The organism is Pseudoalteromonas sp. MMG033 (assembly GCF_057197785.1).
In genome coordinates this window covers 4,560,288-4,580,878 of record NZ_CM170070.1, presented here as the reverse complement: position 1 = coordinate 4,580,878, position 20,591 = coordinate 4,560,288, and the positions used below count along the sequence as shown (strand labels likewise).

Below are 20,591 nucleotides of genomic sequence, written 5' to 3'. Positions count from 1 at the left end.
TTCTCCAATTAACCACGACGCCCGTCGAGGCGTTGTTTCATTAAAATAGGGGTGTAAATCGCAACGAAAATGGTAAATGCACCAGACCATAAAATAGCGCTGGCAAGCCAAGCATCGTGCGGGTTGATAAATAAGGGAAATAGACTTCTAAGCAGGGCTGATAGAGAACACAGTGCAAATGCGATACTCAGGAGCGGGTGTGCCTTGAGTGGTCTTGCGGTATGCCCCAGTGAAACTCTTGACATAATAGATAAAATCATCAGGCCCATTGCACCTATGGTGATTAAATGCAAAGCGTCTTTTGCTTGCCATGCAAAGTCCAAATAGGCACCACCAAACCCGACTAAGCCTATGCCCATCAAGCAATATGCGATATAGAGCGACCAAAGTAAGGGGACTTGCCAGATTGCGAATTTGAACCAGAACACGCTTCGAGCGATATGCAACAGGCCTGTTACTATGAGTAGGTAGCCTGGGTTTATAGGGCTATTAAATACATGGTGAGCAAAGAAACCGATAAGCCCTAATAAAGCACTCCAAAACAATGCTATGTTGAGCATAGGCGTTGTCGTTTGTGATTGCAGGTTTAGCCCTCTTGCAATAAAAAACGGTAATACGCGTCCTGCAATGATGCTGATTAAAAAAGTAAAACCAAGTACACCAATATGTGACAAAGTGAGTGCAAATAGGTAGCTGTGGGTTGCAACCAACCAGATAAAGGTCAAATTGACACTCGCCATAAGCGATAAAATTACGATAAATTGATAGTTATTTTTGCTCTTGGCTTGCACCAGTGTATTGGCCAGATGGGTAATGCTTAGCAACCAAAATAAGCATTGGCAGATAGCGAGCCAAATGTAAGGGCTATCGGACAACACAAAAATTAATCTTGCGGCTAACCACAGGCTGCACAGCAATAGCAGCTGAACGCCATTTATCGTTGGGATCTCCGTCCAGTTTTTTGAAGCGGTGAACAAAAAACCGATAGCGACGGCACTGGCAAAGCCAAATAACATTTCATGGGCGTGCCAAAGTGTCGCGGGTACTTGGCTTTGCCAAGAGAAAATGCCGGATAACACACCAGCCCAAATGAGCATGCTGATAACAGCCCAAGTCGCTGATAGCCAAAATAAGGGTCTAAACCCCAACATCAAAAAGGGCCAAGTAGATGGCTTTAACAGAATGGGTTTTGGTAGAGGCTCTTCAATTGGCAACATAGTCACTAGCGCACCTCCAAGCCTAAGCTGTACTGGCACAAGCACCGCACTACATAGCTAATTTTTAATAGAGTGGCGAACAACAAACTACCAATATGCGCGCTGACCTGTACTGGGATGGATAGCAGGTGAGAAAGTGGGTAACTGGCGATGATGGCGAGGCCAAAGCCGACTATACTGGCGACAAGTAGCCAATTCGAAGCGCTAAGTAAACGAGTAAAAACGCCCGTAAAGTTCTCTTGTTGTATTTGCATATGTACACCCACTTAGGTTGATTTCGTGTCATATACAGCGCACAAGGTGTGCCAACTTTTAAATTAAATAAAAACAAGTGGTTATGGTTTTTATAATTTACAATAGAGTCAATTTGACATATTTTAAATAAGGTCTTTTTGTATTCAATGGGTCAATATGACATGGATAAAAGAGAGTTATCCCAACTAATTACATTTAATCAATCACTTGCTGAGGCGTTGCCAAAAGATAACGAGGTTGATTTAGCGTCATATTGTGGCGCGGTGATGAATGCGCTTAAAGCCTTCATCGGTGCAGATGCGATAGCAGTACTTGGTCACGAGCAAGGGGCCTTGATTCCGCTGGCTGCAACAGGATTGGCGCCAGAAGTCATGGGGAGACGATTTCAATTATCAGAGCACCCAAGGCTTAAAGAAATAGCGCACAGCGCAACGGTACCGGTGATTTTTCCTGCTGATTGTCCACTGAGCGACCCCTATGATGGCATGTTGATTGCGGAAACGGGTGATTTACCCGTGCATGCCTGCATGGGCTTTGCAATGTACGAGCAAGATAAGTTATTGGGCGTGATCACATTTGATAGTTTAAGCCCGTATGCTTTCGATGGCTATGGTGCTTCTTTACTTACTATGGTGCAAGCATCGGTGTCTAGCCACTTTAGTGCAGTAGACAATATGCATAGATTGTCTAAGCGCGCCAAATCCGGGATTGCGATGTTAAATGAGCTGAGTCATCAGCAATACACCATGGTTGGTGAGTCTGTGCCGATGCAAAAGCTTAAGTCGGACATTAGCCTAGTTGCAAACTCTGATCTGAGTGTGCTTATTCAAGGAGAAACTGGCACAGGTAAAGAATTGGTAGCGCGGCAATTACATGCGCAATCTAATCGCAGTACCGGGCCATTTGTACAGGTAAACTGTGCATCTTTGCCTGACAATTTAGCAGAAAGTGAGTTTTTTGGTCATCGAAAAGGAGCGTTCACAGGTGCAGATAAGCACCGCGAAGGCAAGTTTTTGGTCGCCGATCAGGGCACGTTGTTTTTAGATGAAATTGGTGAATTACCGCTGCATATTCAAAGTAAATTACTGCGGGCATTGCAAAGCGGGGAGATCCAACCTGTAGGCAGCGATAAGCCGCATTTTGTGAATGTTCGGATTGTGGCTGCGACGAATAGAGACTTGCAAAAAGAAGTGGATGAGGGGCGGTTTCGCTCAGATCTGTATCATCGCTTAAGAGTTTTTCCGCTCCAGGTTCCAGCCCTTAAACACCGCAGCACAGATATCGTCCCACTCGCTGGCTATTTTGTAGAGCAGCTTCGTAAGAAGCTAGGAGTGTCTCAGCTTTTACTGGATGATGATTTGCTTGCAAGTTTAAAAGCTCATGACTGGCCGGGTAACGTTCGAGAATTGGAGCATGTATTAAGTCGCGCGGCGCTTAAAGCAAAGCATTCAAATTGGCAAAAAGACATTATCAAAATTATGCCTAGCCACTGTGAACTCAGTTTTGAATCTCCAAAGGGGGAGCTGGAAACACATACACGTGGTGCGCAGGAGATCATGTTACAGCCAATAAAAGAGGCCACAGAAGAATTTCAACGCAATCTTATTTTAAAAGCGCTTAACACCCATCAACTCAACTGGGCTGCGGCGGCCAGAGCACTTGATATCGACCGAGCAAATTTAGTCCGTTTAGCTAAGCGCTTAGGGGTCGAAACTGTAAAGAAAGTTAAGTAGCCAAGTTAGGTAATCGCAACGGCGTGTTTAAAGTGTTAATCGAGACCTTAATTCAATTGTTATTGGCAATGAAAATTGTTCTTAATTCTTTTATAAGTTATTTATTTTAAAAGGATATTAAAACTTTTTTGTTATTTTCATTTAGTCTTGCCAAGTACGAATATTGGACTAGTGTTAAATAGCGTCTAACTGATTTTGCCACTAGGGGGCCCTATGAAGGGTAGTAAGCAAGTAATTGTCACTTTGAATAAAATTTTGACACTCGAACTCACGTCGATTAACCAATATTTTTTACATGCACGCATGTACAAAAACTGGGGACTTGAAGAGTTAAACGAAAAAGCCTACAAAAAATCAATCAAGGATATGAAGCAAGCAGATGATCTGATTGAACGCATTTTATTTTTAGAAGGCTTACCGAATTTACAGCATCTCGAAAAGTTGCGCATTGGCGAGCACACCGAAGAAATGCTCAGCTGCGACCTTGCTTTTGAGCATGAGCAGTTACCAGCACTACGCGAAGCCATTGATTTGTGCGAGAAAGAGCAAGATTACGTCAGTAGAGAGTTACTCGAAGAAATCTTAGAGTATGAAGAAGAGTATGTGGACTGGCTCGAAACTCAAGACTTCTTAATTAAGAATACGGGTATTGAAAACTATCTTCAATCACAGATAGAGGATTAAAATATGCAAGGTTCCAACAAAGTTATCGACTTGCTAAATAAGCAACTCACCCTTGAACTCAGTTCAATGGATCAATATTTAGCACACTCCAAAATGTATGAAGATTGGGGCATGGCGCGTTTGCATGACAAATTGTCTCATGAATATGAAGAAGAGTTGGATCATGCTAAACGTATTACTGAGCGGATTTTATTTTTAGAGGGAACACCTGATACGGCTTCACGTGCGCCTATCAACGTAGGCAGTAATGTAAAAGAAATGCTCGAAAATGATTTAGCCGCCGAAGTGGTGGTGAAAGATCATCTGAAAAAGGTCATTGCCGTATGTGAAGAAGAGCAAGATTACGTAACAAGAGAAATCTTAGAAGCCTTGCTTGATGACACTGAAATGGATCACATTTACTGGCTAGAGCAGCACCTTGGCCTGATAGATTTAATCGGTATTCAAAATTACATCCAAAGCCAAATGAGTGGGGATGCAGGATCTGGCAGCTAACGTGGGTTAGCATGTTAAGCAAAGTAAAAGAGCGCTATATGCGCTCTTTTTTTGTGCCGTTAATTTTCTGTTTTTTAAGTGGTTTTAGAATAGATACACTAAACTGAGAAAAGACCACATTAAATAAACCTTGATCTCCCTAGAGTATCGATTAATATAAAACGAACGTTCGTTCTTTTTTTTGGTGTTGTGGGTAAAGGTAAACAAACTAAACAGCAAATTTTAGCCAAAGGCTTGGCATTGGCGTCTGAAACTGGCCTAAATGATCTGACAATTGGCATGTTGGCTACTGCATCAGGCATGTCTAAATCTGGGCTGTTTGGCCATTTTAACTCTAAAGAAACCATGCAGTTAAATGTGCTTGAATATGCATCTGATTTATTTAAAGAGCATGTCATTTTAGCCTGTGATAAAGATACGAGGGGCTTGGCAAAGTTAAACCAGCTTTGTCAAAACTGGCTTAATTGGTATAAGCCAGATGCGGCAACGTGTATTTTTATCAATGCGGCGGCGGAGTTTGATGACCAACCTGGCGCGCTTAGGGAGCACATCCAAGCCACTTTAAAAAACTGGTTAAGCTACTTACAACATATAGTCTCGCAAGCCATTCAAGATGGAGACTTTAATTCAGACACTTGTCCAAAACAGTTTGTGTTCGAACTGTATTCTTTATATCTCGGAAGTCAAAACCTGCGCTGGCTATCACTTGAAGATGATGAGCGTAGTCGTTTTCAAACTGGGTTTAATGCTTTGTTAGATAAATATGGAGCCAAAACGCATGAGCAGTAAAATATACTTTTCTGACAAGAATAAAAAATCTATGAGCTTCCATGTGACTAGAGGGGTGTCGAGTTTCATGGCCAAAGTTGCACCTAAGATGAGCTTAAACGCGACTCGAAAATTACTGTTAACACCAGCAGCTGGGCGCAAAGAGGTCGCAGTACCACAGCAGATGAGTCGCCGCAAACTAGAAACCCCCTATGGTGCCCTAAACTTAGTAGAGGGTGGAGAAGGTCCAAAACTTATTTTCACCCATGGTTGGTCTGGCGGCGTGAGTCAATTTTACCCATTGATGCAAAAAGTCATTGATGAAGGGTTTTCAGTGGTGGGCTTTGACCATTTTGGACATGGAAAAAGTGCTGGCAAGTTTGCAAATTTACCTCTGTTCATTAAAGGGCTCAAACATGTTTTGGCTGAGTATGAAGATGAACACGTTAAGGGCATAGTGAGTCATTCCATGGGCACAATTAGCGCAGTAAATGCAACTTGTGATGCCAAGCACGTCATGATTGCGCCTACATTTGATTTTTACAATTCATTTCAGGAGCGCATTTACTCGACTGGGATCACCGATAAACTGGTGGAGAGGCTACTTAATGAAGTAGAGACAGAGCATGGTATGGTTTTTAAGTCTCTACAAGCAGAAAATCACTTGGCTAAGCAATCTCAGCTTTTAATGGTTCATGACAAAGAAGATAAATACGCGCCATACCAGCATACTTTGGCGCAGGTTGAGAAACACAGCCATGCCAGTTTACACAGCACGCAAGGTCAAGGCCATGGTAGGGTCATTAACAGTCCACAGACTTGGCAAGCGATTAGACAATTAATTGATATTTAATACTTTGATGGAATTGTAATTCATAGGCAAGATAGACTAACTTTATAGTAGCTAAAAATAATTGATTAGTGCTTATGTTCAAATACTGTTGCGCCGTGCTCTTTGTCGTGTTGTCGACTTGCTTATTTGCAAAAGAAAAAAGCTTACCTGAATTACATATTTATCATGATTCAGACTACAGTACCCATCGACAGTCAGCTGTTGCGATAAAAATGGGTTTTTTGACTGCGTTAGATGAAGTAGACAACCAAGCGCAAGGTTTTAAAATTAAGCTGTTATCTCGAGACCATCGTGGTAACAGTAATCGCAGCTTTTTGAACTTCAAGCGCTTTTTAAAAGATCCATCTGGGCTGTTTGTGCTCGGTGGATTACATTCTCCCCCTTACATAAAATACCGTGAGTTTATCAATACTAATCAAATTCCATTGTTGGTACCTTGGGCGGCAGGTGGCCCCATTACACGGTATGATGAGGGCGAAAACTGGGTATTTCGCCTGTCAGTGGATGACACCAAAGCGGGTATCAAGCTTGTGGAGTTTGCTAATCAACGCGCGTGCAAAAACCCTCACCTTTTCTTAGAAAGAACGCCTTGGGGCAAATCAAATTACAAATCAATTGGTAAAGCTTTGGGTAACCCAGAGGTCACGGTGACTTGGTTTGATTGGGGTATGAAGGAAAGCAGTGCAAAAATTCATATCAGAGAAATGCTAGCAAAAGACAGTGATTGTATTTTGTTTGTTGGTAATGCCATTGAAGGCAAGCAGCTGGTCTCAGCCATGGCTGACTACCCAAAGGAACAACGAATTCCAATTATTAGTCACTGGGGTATCACGGGCGGGGACTTTTTTCAGCAGGCGAAAGTAGATCTTGCATCAGGCATAGATTTGCACTTTATTCAAAGCTGTTTCTCATTTCAGCGGCGCCCATTATCTGGGCAAGCAGATAAAGTGTGGAGCAATGCTAAACGCATGTTTCCTGATGAATTTGCAGAGCGTGATTTTTTATTTGCGCCTACCGGATTCATCCATGGTTATGATTTAGCAAAAGTTGCGTTAGCGGCCATCGAGCAAATAAAGCTAACCGGTGATATGTCCAAAGACAGAGTTGCATTTAGACGTGCCCTTGAGCAACTTGATAAGCCTGTTAAAGGGCTTATCAAAACTTACCAAAACCCTTATTCCAAATGGAGTAAACAAAATCCAGACGCCCATGAAGCTTTAGGGATAGATGATTTGTGCATGGCATATTTTGAGTCTAACGGCAGTACCAAAGTGCTGGTGGGTAATTCATGATCCGCTGGCTGAATAAAGTATTTAGTATGTCCTCAGACAGGGCTTTTTATGCCTTTTTGTTATGTAGCTTAGTTCTATCAATTCTTATTAGTTTGTCTTTGGTTGGTACTCGAGCGGATAGCTCAGTGAAAGAGCTTCAACTGCAAGCAAGACAAACCGAAGCAAAGTTGGCGGTCAGTAACCTTGGTCAGTTTGTATCAACACGTCTTATCTTATTAAAGGATTTAGCAAAAATCCCAATGCTTTCCAATGCAGTGATGGGCAGTGATATATCGCGCGCTTCACTGTCTGATTTTTTAAAAGATTATAAGGTGCTGGGCGGGCATGTACCTTTGCACCTGTACAATGTGCTTTCTGAGCCAGTATTTACAAATTCCCCTCTATACAGTGGAAAATTTAGTCGTGAACCGTGGCTGGATCAGATGCTATTGGGTGAGCTTGGGCAAGCGGTTGTCTTAAAACAAGAAGAACAACAGTTTAAGTTTATTTTGGCTGTGCCCATAGAATACAACGGTTTTACGGAAGGGGTACTGATCTCTGAATTTAAAACCGACCTAGCCTCGCTTTTGGCCATCGATATGAGGCAAAGTGAATTAGTGGTTGAACTTGCTGGTCAATGGGTTGAATACAGCAATGCAGAGGAGGGTCTAGAGTATTTACAGCTGTTCGAAAGCCGCTTACCAGACACAGATATAGAGATAAAATTTTCTATTGACCAACAGATTATTCAAAATAGCGTAAACACTTTTATTTTAGCCATCGCAAAAGCAGTTGTGATTAGTTTGTTATTGTCTTTCCTTTTGCTGTTTTTCTTTGGTCGTCAGCTATTGCTAAATCCATTTAAGCAATTACAGTTGTCCCAGAAAGAGACTCAAAAAAGTGAAGAACGATTTAAATTAGCAATTAAAGGCAGTAACGACGGGATTTGGGATTGGGACATAGAAAAGGGCAGCATGTTCTACTCACCCAGATTTCGAGAGCTTTTAGGCTATGGTGCTAATGATGTTAACGGGTTTCCTGATGTGTTTGATAGTTTAGAGCGAGCTATTCACCCAAAAGATAAAACCCATACATTCAGTGCTTTGAATACGCATTTGGAAAGCGGAGATGTGTTTGACGTTGAGTTTAGAATGCGTAATCACAACGGTGACTTTAGATTTTATCGTTCAAAAGGTTTGGCACTTCGTAATGAGCAAAATAAAGCAGTGCGTATGTCGGGCTCACTGACCGATATCACTGATCAAAAAATGTATCAAGAAGCGCTTAAAAAAGCGAAAGAGCATAATGATTTATTAGCTTATGCGATTGAGTCGTGTGATGTCGGTATTGTGATCACAGATGCTTATAAAAAAGACATGCCTTTGAGCTTTATCAACTCAGCCTTTAAGCGAATTACTGGATATGATGAATCAGTTATTGGTAAAAACTGCCGATTCTTACAAGGCGAGCAAACATCGAGTTCTGCTGTTGAGGCAATCCGTGAAGCGATAAAACTACAGCAACCGCACAGAGAAAAAATACTGAATTATCGCAAAGACGGTGAGCCATTTTGGAACAATATGCACATTGGTCCTGTGTTAGATGAAAACAAAAAATTGATCGCATATGTGGGCATTTTGCAAGATGTGACCGACCAAATTCGTCAACAAAAAGCTTTGGCTGATGCGAAAGTGCAAGCTGAGCAAGCGAGCGAAGCGAAAAGTGCTTTCTTGGCATCGATGAGTCACGAGATCCGAACCCCGATGAATGGGGTGCTGGGTATGCTTAACTTAATGATGAATAGTCCACTCGATGATGAACAAAAGCATCGTGCACGGCTTGCGATGAATAGTGCTAATTCGTTGCTTAACCTAATCAATGACATATTAGATTTCTCCAAAGTTGATGCTGGGAAACTAGAACTTGAGTTACTTGATTTTGATTTACGAGAGCTGTTTGGTGATTTCTCAGAATCCGCTGCATTGCAAGCTCAAAGCAAAGGCATCGAGCTCATTTTAGATATTGTAAAGGTCGACAGCTCAGTTGTGAAAGGCGACCCAAGCCGTTTGCGACAGGTGTTATCTAATCTTGTAGGTAATGCGATTAAATTTACTGATGAAGGCGAAATCATTATTCGCGCCGAACTTAATAAAGTAGACGACAAGCTTCGTTTAGACTGTTCTATTATTGACTCAGGTATAGGCATACCGTTATCAAAACAACATAAATTATTTGAAACCTTCTCACAAGTAGACTCATCTACTACAAGAAAATATGGCGGTACGGGTTTAGGTTTATCGATTGTTAAAAAGCTCTGTGAATTGATGGGCGGTAGTATTGGCGTGAAAAGTGAAGAGGGCTGTGGTAGTGAGTTTTACTTCTCTATTAGTTTAGGGATAGGAGAGCAAAATAACCGACCAATGCCAAAATTTGATATCAGCAAATTAGAGCTGTTAATCGTCGATGATAATCAAACAAACCGAACTGTACTTCGAGAACAATTGGAAATTTGGGGCGCCTCAGTTACAGAGGCTTCGTCTGCCATAGAAGCGCTTTCTCAATGCGAAACACGACTAAAAGACCCGAGTAAAACCTTATTTGATATTGCCTTATTAGACATGCAGATGCCTGTGATGGATGGCGCAAAGCTTGGTGCCGAGATGCAGGCTGATCCTAGGCTGAGCAGTATTAAGCTGATTATGATGACATCTATGGGACATCAAGGAGATGCGGCATATTTTGCAAAACGAGGGTTCTCTGGGTATTTCCCTAAACCTGCGACCACAACGGACTTACACAATGCATTATCGGTAGTTGGAGAAGATGGTGAAGCGCTTGCCAATGCAAAGCCGATTGTTACTTCTCATTACTTGAAATCGTTTAAAGATAATGATGCATCTGAGCCCGTTGTTTGGGATCCAAAACCCCGTTTATTGCTTGCTGAAGATAACCACGTAAATCAAATAGTCACAACAAGCATGCTGAAAAAGCTGGGTATTGAGTTTGTCGATGTTGTGACTAATGGCCAAGAAGCGATTAATACATTGCGTCACTGCCAACACTCAAAACCCTATGACTTGGTGCTTATGGACTGTCAAATGCCCGAAATGGATGGGTATGAAGCAACAGGTTTAATTAGACAAGGCCTAGCAGGGCATAGTAACCAAGAGATCAAAATTATTGCGCTTACTGCAAACGCAATGAGTGGCGATGAGAAAAAGTGCCGAGATGCCGGAATGGATGATTATTTAACAAAGCCAATTCAACCTGGGACATTATTACAGTGTCTCAAAGCGCATTTGAGTACACAAACTGCGCGCTCTGATGTAACAGAGTAAAAAATGAATGGCTATCTAGCGGGAATTTTGGCATATTTGAGTACTGTTTAAATATACAGGCTCTAATTTTGAAAACACTGCCCGAAAAATATTATCTCACGCACTTTTTTGAGCTGCTTGATTACTTAACGCAAACCAGCTGGGATTTGTTAAGTGATAAGCAGCGAGAGAAAATTAATGAGTTTAAGCGCCTTTCGCAAGATGCGCAGTGTTTATTAGTTCGGGTGATCAATCGAAAGCGTGATTTTGTGTGCGACTCTGATCTCGTTTACGAAGAAATCACAGACTATGATCAGGCTTATCAAACGCTAAAAACATGTGGCTGGATAAGTCATGCAATATCCAATTCAGAGCTTCAGGGCTTAATTTCAGAACTGAACAAAACCCAACTCATTGCACTTGTGAAAACTCATACTTTTGATGAACCACCTGTAAAATCCGCAAAAAAAGCACAGTGGCTTGACTATACGTTATCTCAGCTGGAAAATATCAACCCTGCATCAGCTGTCCTTCAAGAATATTTCTTTTCACCTTTCAAAGCGGATTTCTCCTATTTTTTGTTTTTATTTTTTGGAAAGTTAGGTGGTGCACTGTCGCAGTTTTCGATGCGAGATTTGGGGGTAATGCAAACGCAAAATCAAAGAGAGCAGGGCAATGCACATTTTGAGCACCGAGAAGAAGCACTCAGTGCTTACCAATATTGTAATTTGTACAGCGAGCTAAAATTATTGCCGTTTACTTCCTTGATAGAGAATGCGCGTAAATTAGTGTCAGGGGAATACACTTCCCCAGATGGCCAATTAGCAAAGGTAAAATACGACCATCTCTGCTATAAGTTAGCAAATTTAGTTGCCAGTGAAGATACAGATTTAAGCGATGCTTTACTGACGTTAAGTGCTCATCCTAAGGCGCAAGAAAAATATATCCGCCAACTGTACGCAAAAGGTCAGCATGACAAGTGTAAAGAGTTGATTGAGCAATTACTAGACGCGCCCGGTGACGAGCAACTGTTGTTTTTTGCTGAGGATTTCTACCGACTGAAATTTACCCAATCCCGTACTTCACTACTGACAGATATGTTAAGAGGCAGTGGTGCGCCGATCGCACTGGATGAAGCTTATGTTGGATACGTCGAACAAGGCCTAGTTGAGTATTATGGCCGTTTAGAGGTTCAAGCTTATCACTGTGAAAATAGGCTTTGGCGCACCTTATTTTGTTTAAGTTTTTGGCACGAGTTGTTTGAAGATTCAAGAAATGCGTTCTCAAATGAGTTTGAGCGCACACCCAAGTGCATTAAAGATAACTCGTTTTATCAAGTATTTGAGGTGGAAATAGAGCAGCGTTTAAGTACGTTTTCGAGTAACTCACAGTTATTAAATTGGTTAGTTAAGCAAGCGTCTGAAAAGTTTGGTTCTCACAATCGTTTGATGCATTGGCATCCTGATGGACTTGCTCAGCTTTTTGAATTTGCAAAACACGCGTCTCTTGATGCTGTGTGTAAGCATCTTCGTGCTATGAGTAAAGATTTCAATGGGCTCAAAGACGGCTACCCCGACCTGATGCTCTGCCAAAATTCAGTCAAGTTTGTTGAAGTGAAAGCGCCCGGCGATAGTCTACGTCGTAACCAACTGATCACGATTAAAAAACTGATTGAGTCTGGGTTTGATGTGTCCGTTCAAACCGTTCAGTGGCAAGTTCAGCCAGATCAACCTTATGTCATTGTAGATATAGAGACAACAGGAGGTAAAAAAGAGCATGATAAAATCACCGAGATTGCCATGATTAAAGTGCTCAATGGTAAAATTGTTGGACAATGGCATAGTCTGATTAACCCACAACGGCGGATCCCGCGTTACATCACTGAGCTTACAGGTATAGACAATGACATGGTGAGTGATGCCCCAATTTTTAGTGAAGTGATTGATGACATTGATGCTTTCAGCCAGCAGGCCATTTTTGTTGCGCACAATGTGAACTTTGATTTTGGCTTTATAAAAGCGGAATTTGCCCGCCAAGAGCGATACTTTAAACGTGCGAAGTTATGCACAGTCCAATTGGGACGAAAGTGGCTTCCTGGCCATGCCTCTTACTCGCTGGGTAAAATCTGTCAGGATTTAGGGATTGCATTAAACGGTCATCACCGAGCCTTAAACGACGCAATGGCAACCGTTGAGTTGTTTAACTTAATTAATCAAAAACGACTTAGTGATAATCCACAAGAGATAAAAGGCGGTTAATAAATGTCACTATTTGACTTTAGCTTGTGTAAGCAAAGAGAGGGATACATTGTTTAATACTTTAGTGATGTTTATCAGCAAGTGTGGGGTTGCAGTGTCTTTAGTTGCCCTTGTTATGCTATTTATGCCAATACTGGGGAATAACATGACCTTGCTATTGATTGTGATTGGTACACTTATATTGTTAAACATACTAATGTGTGCGGTTTTTTATAAAGATAAATCAAGTGCTAAGAAAGAGGCGCAAAGGGTACCAGAAAAGACACTCATTTTTTTGTCTGCATTAGCGCTGCATAGTACAACGCATTTAGTGATGCACTTTACCCGACATAAAACCAATAAAGTGTCGTTTCAAGTTAAACTGCTAATGGCGATTGCTATTCAATTTACGCTAAGTGTAGTTGGTTTTGTGCACATTTATGTTTGAAGCTAAGTGACCTGTTTAACTTGTATTCAATCATGCAATAAAACGCCAGTAAGGTGATAAACTTAACTGACTGGCGTTGTTTCTTATGAGCACTTTACTATTCAGTTAGCTCGTCAAGCAATGACCAACGGTGCTCTTTAACTTGTGTGCCTTTACCTAAGATCCAGTAATCATAATTGCTTTTTATGGTGCCTTTGCTTTGTTGAATAGACAGCCAGGTATTGACGTAATTAAGAATATCTACATTGCGTTTCGCTACCGCAAAGCCAACAGGATATTTTAGCTCCGCACCATTTGGCACAACCACACCGTATTCAGGATAGAACATGCTCCATGCGAAGCCGGCTTCAGCACTAATCACTAAGGCATCAAAGTCACCACTTTGTTCAAAAAAGGATTGGTGATTACCAAGTTGCTTGACCTTAATATGCTGATATTGTCTTGCCACATCACGCATTAGTGGCTGATACTCGACATGAGCAAGGCTAAGACCGTCTTTATTCAGTAGCTGATCTTTTGAAGCAAATTCTTTGAGCCTGTGATCTTTGGCAACCAAGGCTAATTGCAGCTCCATAACCGGATTGGTAAAGCGAACACGGCTTAAGTCCAAAACGCTCATTTCAAGGCCTGACATAGCGATGTCAAAGTATCCTTTGTTGAGATACTCAGCCAGTTGATGCTTTTTAAAAGGAATAAACTCAACCTTAACTTGTAAGTCAGACGCCAACTTATGTGCTAATCCAATATCGAAACCAACCAGCTCGCCTTTTTGATTGAAATAACTAAATGGCACGTTGTCGACTAGATAGCCGACCCGCAATAAATTGCGTTTTTGGATAATATCAATATTGGTGAGTGACAGTTCACCGCTTTGATATGCTTTTGGCACATGATTTAATACATCGCTTGGCACTTGATCTGACACCACCATGTTTGCAATTACATCGTCTGCGCCTTTGCTGCTTTTTGCCAAATAGTTATTGGCGGTAAAACTCAATACCATAAATGCAGGCAGGAACACTGAAAGCAGCGCTAGATAGTATAAAGAGCGGATGCGTTTGAGGTGCAACTGCTTTTTGTTGTAAAAAATACACAGCAGGGTAACCGCGAAGATATACACAACGGTAGTTGGAGAGACCACTTTAGCCGTTAAAACGGACATAGATAAATACAATTGATAGCTGTCCGCTGGGATTTTTAAACTATCAAGCATATAAGGAATCGCGATGTGGACGTTTGCAAAGTAACTCAGCATTGCTGAGAGTGTGACATTTGGAATTTGCTCTAATGAAATAGGGTTCCCAGTCAACCATGCTGCAAAGGTGACAAACATTAAGGTCGTGAGTTTCCCTAAACTTGGGAAGGTGTACGCAATAGGCACTAAGACCTCGGCAATATGATCAGACTCTTCATCGCTGCGTTTTATTTTTTGTAAGTGTGCTTTAATACCTTCAGTGATCACTGGCAGCACAATAAACACGTTACCTGTACTAAATGCCGTTATCCACGCATTGCGCATGACTTTTATCAGATCTCGATATTTCACGGGTGTGAGCGCTGCGACCAGCATAGGAAGCAGAGCAAACATGAGATAAAAGCCCAAGCAAATGACCAATACTAAGTATATTTGCAAGTTGCTAAGCTCTTCTTGACCGATAGTACCCGCAGTGCTGGCAGTCATAGAGAAGATCCCGATTGGAAAAAATTTGATGACCTTTTTCGACATCACAGTCAAGCCTTGACCGACCACCTCTAGTACATCTAATAATTGATTTTTTCTGCCATTAGGTATGAGCGCCAAACCTAATGCGATGCAAAATATGACCAATGCAGGCACGTTGCCATCTGCCATTGAAGCAAAGGGATTTGATGGAATATATTGCTGTACAAAGTTTACTTCAGGCGCTTGTGCGACGAGGGCAGGGGAGAAGAACGTACCCGCGTCATGGCTTGGTAAAGTTAAGGTAAAGCACCAAATAACGGCAAGGCCAATAACCCAAAGTGCAACCATGGTAATGGCGGCTTTGGCTAAGACCGTTTTGACCTGATCAGAACTGAATTTACCGAGTCCGACAACAAGACTGACTACGATATAAGGAAATATGGTGATTTGCATTAGGCTGACAAAGCCTTCGCCAATGGGTTTTAAAAATGCTACACGTTCACCAAAAATGAGCCCAGTGGCAATACCGAGGATCAATGCCCACAGCATCCAGTTCATGCTTTTAATCCAATCGAATACTCTATTCATTGTTACCCGCCGCAGTTAAATAGGTGCGCGATTATATTGAGGTTAGCTGAAATTAATCTGAATGCATGAAATGAAATAAAACAAATGCTTTGTAAGCTATGAAAAAATATAGATTTGATGTGAGTAAGTATTCACAAAAGGCCGCAAATTGTCGCCGCGGCCAGAGTAAAAATGCATGAAGAATAAATTGTGAAATTTACGGAAGGTTTTAGATTTCGTAATCTTCACCATTTTTGCTGCGATAGCACTTGCAGCGAGATTCATCGAGTAAAGTGTGCTGAACGCCATCGATAAAGCTCATCCATAACTTGGTATGCTGACGGTTTTGTGTATCAATGGAGCTAAACGGTGTTTCGTACTGTACATCATTAATATGGGCTTTGTCGTACTTGCCATTTTCTCCCGCGATGTTAAAGCTGAGCTCGATATGCAGGCCATCGTCTTTTTGCAGTAAAATAGTCGTGGGCTCTTCTTTATGACCACAAAGCGCTACAAATTGCTTGGTATTTTTCAATCCACAGTGTTGCCCATCTTCAAAAAAGACCATTAGGTGATTGTAATAAACAACATAAGCACTAACTTGTGTATGTGAACCAAACTCAAGCGGACAGTGTTGATCTAAAAATTGCTTTGCAATTACGAGCTTTTGACATTCTTCACTTAGCGGTGGTGTTGTTTGAAGTTGTGCTTTCATTGATGTATCCCCAGTTACCGAAATTAAATTGTTGTGAACGTTATGGCTGTCTCATAACGTGCGCTGATTAATTGACTACAATTTCAGTGTATAAAAAATTATCAATAAATTTCACAAAAAGAATTTTACAGTGTAAATTTTACAAAATCTGGTCTGACCTCTTGTTGTAAAATGGTCGAGTTTATGCTCTTTTATATCGTGCACATGTTCAAAAACAGTCGTCAATATTGATGAAAGTCGCTTAAATTAGAAGGGTTGGTATTAAATGAAAAAAACATCAGAGCTGATGCGTAAGTCTCACTTTCTTGGTACCAAGATCCGCAACTTACGAAAGCGTAATCATTTGACGCTTGAGGATCTCTCTGCTCGTTGTATTCGCGTAGACCCTCAAACCGCGCCTTCAGTTTCATATTTATCCATGATTGAGAGAGGGAAACGTACGCCAAGTAGTGAGATGTTAGAGAATTTTGCTGAAGTTTTTCAAAAGCCGCTAGCTTGGTTTTTAGATACGGACCCTGAGCCTGACGCAATTACCCCACAAAAAGGGCGCTCTGGTGGAATTGAGGGTATGGCACTAGAGCCTAATTTCCTATTTTCTAATGATATTTTACAAATAGCGATACCAGAGATGCTATCTCAGACGGGGATCAGTGGCAGACAGTTTGCGCATTTATTGATCCGAGCGCATCAAGAACATCATCAAAATCACTTTCCGGACCTTGAGCGTGCAGCAGATGAAGTGGGTGGTAAAAATCTATATTTAACGGTTGATGACCTTTTGCAATTGATAAAAAAACACGGTCTAGAGATTAAATGGTTTGATAAAGTACCTAACGAAGTGATGGATGATAGCGGCCATGTATTCAATCACCTCATTACATCTTATTTTAGCGAACCGAATGTGGTTCATCTGAATAGAGCGTTAGAGAAAAATCCGGCCCGATTAAAATACGACTTAGCCGTGCATATAGGACATAGTGTATTGCACGAGCTGGAAGGCTTGCGCTGCGTTTTACGTACAGGTGGGTTTAATACGGCAGTATTACCAGCTACTGACACCACGCCAAACGCACAAGATATTTTGACGGCTTGGCATGACTTTGAATCTAGCTTCTTTGCTGGGGCGCTGCTTTGCCCTAAGGTTGCGTATCGACAGTTATTAGATTCTTATGGTTATGAAATTGATATTCATCAGCAATTGAATATATCGCCATCAGTCGCCATGCGTCGCATGACAGTGGTGTCACCTTATCCACACTGGCATTATTTTGATGCTTACTTACCAGGCAAGTTAAAGGCGGTGTATCGAGGAAACGGTATTCCATTGCCTTGGGGGAATATGCGCAGTGTGGAAGACCCCTGTCAACACTGGGCTGTGTTTAGAAAGTTTGTCGCGCAATCTCATCACTCAAGTGCACAATTATCAATTCTAAACGTTAATGGTAAGCCTCACTTATATTGCTGCGAGTCTCTCAAGGTCAATGATCTGGTTGAAAATGCACATGTGTTGTGTGCAGGTATAGATTTGAACCCCGCGATAGACGCGCAAGGTATGAATGCTGACGAGGTTGTTCAAGAACTTCAGGCGTTGTGTATCAAGCAAGGAGGGGCGAGTGTGGTGCCATGGCATTTGAAAAAACAACTTATGAGCGTGGCAAAAATCCTCAATATTAACTGGATAGAGCGTGGCATTAATAATGATGTAAGGGTAATTTGCACACGAGGGACAGCATGTCCAAGGCAGCCAAGCTGTTATGAATCAAGTTAAGGTTTATAATGTAAAGTAGCATGTTTACAGGGTAACAATACGATTGATTAGAACAGTACTAGCAAGCGTTGGTAAAGGGTTACATATTGCGTGTGTATATACCTTTATTCTATTGATAGGGGGTTTAAGCTACGCCAAACCTCAATGCGAGCAGACCTTGAGAGTGAGCACCAGTGGTAATTGGCCACCATACTCTCAGCGTATTGATGGACAATATGTTGGTCTTGAAGTTGAGATTGTAGAGCTTGTATTACGTGAGGCAGGTTTTTGTTGGCAGTACGTGGAATTACCCTCCTCAAGTCGCGCATTTAAACAGTTTCAAGAGAACCAAGTAGATATTATTCCTGCGGCAAGCTTTACGCTGTCTAGGCGTAAATATGCTGAGTTCAGTCTACCTTATCGGCAGGAAGTGATGCAGTTGTTTGCGCATACCCAAAACATGCGTGAGTTTAGTACGCCAAAAAATGTAAGTACGCCCGCTTTGCTTTTGAACTTTGGTGATAACCTCATTGCTGTAAGTCGTGGCAGTGTGTATGGAGAGCACTTTGCTAATTTTCGCCGGTTATGTGAAGACTGCGTTGTTGAAACGAATTTTGCGGATGAGCGCTTTAATCTAGTTAAAAAAGAGCGCGTTGAGTATGCAGTGGAAGATTATTTAACGGGGGCGTATTTACTACAAAAACCTGAATACGAAGGTATGGTTAAGCCTACTTCGATACGAATATATGAAAACCCAATCCATTATATGTTGCGCCCAGGCATGTTGAGTGAAAAGCAGCTTCAACGACTCAATTTAGCAATTATAAAAAGCATTGAACAAATTGAGCGCCTCATTGATGACTATCAAAACCAATATGGATTAAAGTGATAACGCATTCAGAGGTTTGAGTAAAAAGAGTGCATGTGGAAAAACAAATTTGGTGACTTCAAGTTCATAAATTGCATCCTTTACAGGACACAAACTTATTTTCGGGATCTGTTGGAGTCTTTCAGTGCTAGGTAGTTGATATACTTAGCACTTAATTTTTATGGAGTACCAACACAGATTATTTTGGCTCTTCCGGTTGCGGTCCACTCGTACCACCACCGGCTGCCCCTACAACTTTTTTCGCATCAGAAAGTGAAAGCTCTTTAAGCTTTTTAACAACAAGTTTCATACTATTCCTCTATTGTAAAGTTAGTCTTAAACGATGACTGTATGTTGCCTTTTTAGGTCTATAAATTAAATTTTAATGATTACAGTAACTATTTAATCTAAGAAAACTTTAAATTGAGTAAGAGTTGTTCATTTTTTTGAGCGATTTAATCTTTCTTAAGTTGAATAGCTTCTGTTTTTCTTTGCCTTTTTTGATTTATTAACTGTAAACACCCAGTTGCCTTTAGCTGCTAAACTTAATACCAAAAAAGCTTCCAGAAGATGAATTAACGATAGTGTAGGACCATAAACATTATTTATAATAGGGGGTGATTGTATTATTGCAGCTGTATATAGAGATGCTTCTATAAAAGCGATAAAGCTAATTAAAGTTGCCAAGGCATAAAGAAATATGAGTCCTCCTTCTTGTCTCGTAAAGACATACTGAGACTGTATTTTTTTAAATACTTTAATTCTCGAACTTAAACTAGCCGCTATTAGCCTTCTTCCTAGTACAGGTATTAGGAATAAAATACTTGCAAATGTCACCCATAAATAATAGTAGTTACCTAAGCTGAAAGCGAAGTCTATAGTTAATGCATCTAGTGTTTCAATGACCAAGATCACGCTTATTAAATAACGGACATTTATACTTTTCCATGCCAATATAAGCGCGATGATATACAAAGGTACTAGCATGTATGCTATCGCATCATATATTTCAGAAAAATTTTCGTAGGCAAACATCAGGTATATCCTTAATCTCTCTAGTTTCTTTTATTTTCAGGTTGTTGACTATCGAGTAGTTGCTTCGTTTTTTCTTCTGGACTAAAACCACATATAAAGCATATTAAAAAGTAGCTCGTTAATGGTACAGGGGTTTTGCCTGTTTCCCAATTAGATATAGTTGCCTGATCTACTGCTGGAATAAGTTTTTGCCCTAACTGACTTTGGGTGAGGCCAGCATCTTTTCTCATCGATCTTATCGACTTGGCTGCCTCTCCCCATAAGCCATTAAACAATCCTAGTTGTCGAATCTTAAATTTCATATGTCCCAACATTACCTTTTCATAACAAATTTAACAAAAGCTATCACTTAAAACACTGTTATTGCAAGCATTTAGAGACGACTACTAGCCTATATTAATATAATCATGTTTTGACTTTTAAATTAAAGATTTTCTTAGATTTTGATGTATTTGTTATATTAAAATTTTCATTTACTTCTCTTATCATATCAAGGTGTTTTTTATAAATAAACCTTGCGGATGAAATTAATTAAAAATTTTATAGCTTCATTGGTAATGAAAAAGTCTTGATATTTTCCCTTCAGGTCTTATTTTTGTTATGAGAATTGGGGTTATGGATAGTTTTTTCTTGATTTAAGAGGCGCTATTTACTTAATTGGTCAGAGTGTTGCAGTAATGGGGGGATGTAAAACACAGAGGTGGGTAATTAGACTTCA

At 40.9% G+C, this 20,591-nt stretch carries 17 protein-coding genes; 11 read left to right on the top strand and 6 right to left on the bottom strand.

Translation table 11 applies throughout. From position 1 onward, the window contains the following. Positions 1–8: 8 nt before the first annotated feature. Entirely contained in the window at positions 9–1,217 is a 1,209-nt protein-coding gene (locus AC2CZC_RS19900; RefSeq protein ID WP_484584908.1) for an NnrS family protein, read from the bottom strand. A 5-nt stretch (positions 1,218–1,222) separates the two neighbouring features. Continuing rightward, positions 1,223–1,471, bottom strand: a complete 249-nt coding sequence (locus tag AC2CZC_RS19895) for a hypothetical protein (protein WP_484583107.1) — start codon at positions 1,469–1,471, stop codon at positions 1,223–1,225. A 162-nt stretch (positions 1,472–1,633) separates the two neighbouring features. On the opposite strand from AC2CZC_RS19895, the gene norR reads away from it, so the two are divergent. The 9 genes from norR (at position 1,634) to AC2CZC_RS19850 (ending at position 13,278) form a co-directional block, all read left to right on the top strand. Then, positions 1,634–3,205, top strand: coding sequence for a nitric oxide reductase transcriptional regulator NorR (norR, locus tag AC2CZC_RS19890; RefSeq protein WP_484583106.1), 1,572 nt, complete (start codon positions 1,634–1,636; stop codon positions 3,203–3,205). Positions 3,206–3,418: 213 nt separating this feature from the next. After that, positions 3,419–3,889: a bacterioferritin gene (gene bfr, locus AC2CZC_RS19885; protein WP_063362616.1), complete on the top strand. Its 471-nt coding sequence runs from the start codon at positions 3,419–3,421 to the stop codon at positions 3,887–3,889. Between the two features lie 3 nt (positions 3,890–3,892). Next, positions 3,893–4,384, top strand: coding sequence for a bacterioferritin (bfr, locus tag AC2CZC_RS19880; protein ID WP_484583105.1), 492 nt, complete (start codon positions 3,893–3,895; stop codon positions 4,382–4,384). Between the two features lie 189 nt (positions 4,385–4,573). Continuing rightward, the gene (locus AC2CZC_RS19875) at positions 4,574–5,173 is read left to right on the top strand and encodes a TetR/AcrR family transcriptional regulator (RefSeq protein ID WP_484583104.1); all 600 of its coding nucleotides are present in this window, start codon (positions 4,574–4,576) and stop codon (positions 5,171–5,173) included. After that, complete coding sequence (locus AC2CZC_RS19870; RefSeq protein ID WP_484583103.1) at positions 5,163–6,005, top strand: alpha/beta fold hydrolase; 843 nt, start codon at positions 5,163–5,165, stop codon at positions 6,003–6,005. The genes AC2CZC_RS19875 and AC2CZC_RS19870 overlap by 11 nt, the downstream gene beginning before the upstream one ends. A 74-nt stretch (positions 6,006–6,079) precedes the next feature. Next, positions 6,080–7,297, top strand: coding sequence for an ABC transporter substrate-binding protein (locus AC2CZC_RS19865; protein ID WP_484583102.1), 1,218 nt, complete (start codon positions 6,080–6,082; stop codon positions 7,295–7,297). Continuing rightward, positions 7,294–10,614: a response regulator gene (locus AC2CZC_RS19860; protein WP_484583101.1), complete on the top strand. Its 3,321-nt coding sequence runs from the start codon at positions 7,294–7,296 to the stop codon at positions 10,612–10,614. The genes AC2CZC_RS19865 and AC2CZC_RS19860 overlap by 4 nt, the downstream gene beginning before the upstream one ends. 68 nt (positions 10,615–10,682) lie before the next feature. After that, positions 10,683–12,851: an exonuclease domain-containing protein gene (locus AC2CZC_RS19855; RefSeq protein WP_484583100.1), complete on the top strand. Its 2,169-nt coding sequence runs from the start codon at positions 10,683–10,685 to the stop codon at positions 12,849–12,851. 49 nt (positions 12,852–12,900) lie between these two features. Further along, complete coding sequence (locus AC2CZC_RS19850) at positions 12,901–13,278, top strand: DUF1294 domain-containing protein (RefSeq protein WP_484583099.1); 378 nt, start codon at positions 12,901–12,903, stop codon at positions 13,276–13,278. A gap of 97 nt (positions 13,279–13,375) precedes the next feature. Here the strand turns inward: AC2CZC_RS19850 and AC2CZC_RS19845 are convergent, their stop codons facing one another. Both AC2CZC_RS19845 and AC2CZC_RS19840 read right to left on the bottom strand, forming a co-directional pair. Next, positions 13,376–15,490: a cation:dicarboxylate symporter family transporter gene (locus AC2CZC_RS19845; protein WP_484584907.1), complete on the bottom strand. Its 2,115-nt coding sequence runs from the start codon at positions 15,488–15,490 to the stop codon at positions 13,376–13,378. Between the two features lie 247 nt (positions 15,491–15,737). Further along, a complete protein-coding gene (locus AC2CZC_RS19840) occupies positions 15,738–16,223 on the bottom strand; it encodes an aldolase/citrate lyase/malate synthase family protein (protein WP_237136777.1) in 486 nt (161 codons plus the stop codon). A gap of 265 nt (positions 16,224–16,488) precedes the next feature. Here AC2CZC_RS19840 and AC2CZC_RS19835 point away from each other — a divergent pair, with 265 nt between their 5' ends. Together AC2CZC_RS19835 and AC2CZC_RS19830 are read left to right on the top strand one after the other, a co-directional pair. Further along, positions 16,489–17,991 (top strand): DUF3612 domain-containing protein, encoded by a 1,503-nt coding sequence (locus tag AC2CZC_RS19835; RefSeq protein WP_484583098.1) that lies wholly within the window; start codon positions 16,489–16,491, stop codon positions 17,989–17,991. Between the two features lie 43 nt (positions 17,992–18,034). Then, the gene (locus AC2CZC_RS19830) at positions 18,035–18,859 is read left to right on the top strand and encodes a substrate-binding periplasmic protein (RefSeq protein WP_484583097.1); all 825 of its coding nucleotides are present in this window, start codon (positions 18,035–18,037) and stop codon (positions 18,857–18,859) included. A gap of 444 nt (positions 18,860–19,303) precedes the next feature. Here AC2CZC_RS19830 and AC2CZC_RS19825 read toward each other — a convergent pair whose 3' ends face one another. After that, a complete protein-coding gene (locus AC2CZC_RS19825) occupies positions 19,304–19,873 on the bottom strand; it encodes a hypothetical protein (protein WP_484583096.1) in 570 nt (189 codons plus the stop codon). Positions 19,874–19,893: 20 nt separating this feature from the next. Beyond that, the gene (locus AC2CZC_RS19820) at positions 19,894–20,175 is read right to left on the bottom strand and encodes a helix-turn-helix domain-containing protein (RefSeq protein WP_284018887.1); all 282 of its coding nucleotides are present in this window, start codon (positions 20,173–20,175) and stop codon (positions 19,894–19,896) included. Positions 20,176–20,591: the final 416 nt, after the last annotated feature.

What these genes read in the sequence shown, in the direction of transcription:
- AC2CZC_RS19895 (WP_484583107.1), bottom strand. Translation starts at nt 1,471, where the DNA reads ATGCAAATACAACAAGAGAACTTTACGGGCGTTTTTACTCGTTTACTT.
- bfr (WP_484583105.1), top strand. Translation starts at nt 3,893, where the DNA reads ATGCAAGGTTCCAACAAAGTTATCGACTTGCTAAATAAGCAACTCACC.
- AC2CZC_RS19820 (WP_284018887.1), bottom strand. Translation starts at nt 20,175, where the DNA reads ATGAAATTTAAGATTCGACAACTAGGATTGTTTAATGGCTTATGGGGA.
- AC2CZC_RS19900 (WP_484584908.1), bottom strand. Translation starts at nt 1,217, where the DNA reads ATGTTGCCAATTGAAGAGCCTCTACCAAAACCCATTCTGTTAAAGCCA.
- bfr (WP_063362616.1), top strand. Translation starts at nt 3,419, where the DNA reads ATGAAGGGTAGTAAGCAAGTAATTGTCACTTTGAATAAAATTTTGACA.
- AC2CZC_RS19835 (WP_484583098.1), top strand. Translation starts at nt 16,489, where the DNA reads ATGAAAAAAACATCAGAGCTGATGCGTAAGTCTCACTTTCTTGGTACC.
- norR (WP_484583106.1), top strand. Translation starts at nt 1,634, where the DNA reads ATGGATAAAAGAGAGTTATCCCAACTAATTACATTTAATCAATCACTT.
- AC2CZC_RS19840 (WP_237136777.1), bottom strand. Translation starts at nt 16,223, where the DNA reads ATGAAAGCACAACTTCAAACAACACCACCGCTAAGTGAAGAATGTCAA.
- AC2CZC_RS19825 (WP_484583096.1), bottom strand. Translation starts at nt 19,873, where the DNA reads ATGTTTGCCTACGAAAATTTTTCTGAAATATATGATGCGATAGCATAC.
- AC2CZC_RS19865 (WP_484583102.1), top strand. Translation starts at nt 6,080, where the DNA reads ATGTTCAAATACTGTTGCGCCGTGCTCTTTGTCGTGTTGTCGACTTGC.
- AC2CZC_RS19870 (WP_484583103.1), top strand. Translation starts at nt 5,163, where the DNA reads ATGAGCAGTAAAATATACTTTTCTGACAAGAATAAAAAATCTATGAGC.
- AC2CZC_RS19860 (WP_484583101.1), top strand. Translation starts at nt 7,294, where the DNA reads ATGATCCGCTGGCTGAATAAAGTATTTAGTATGTCCTCAGACAGGGCT.
- AC2CZC_RS19845 (WP_484584907.1), bottom strand. Translation starts at nt 15,490, where the DNA reads ATGCTGTGGGCATTGATCCTCGGTATTGCCACTGGGCTCATTTTTGGT.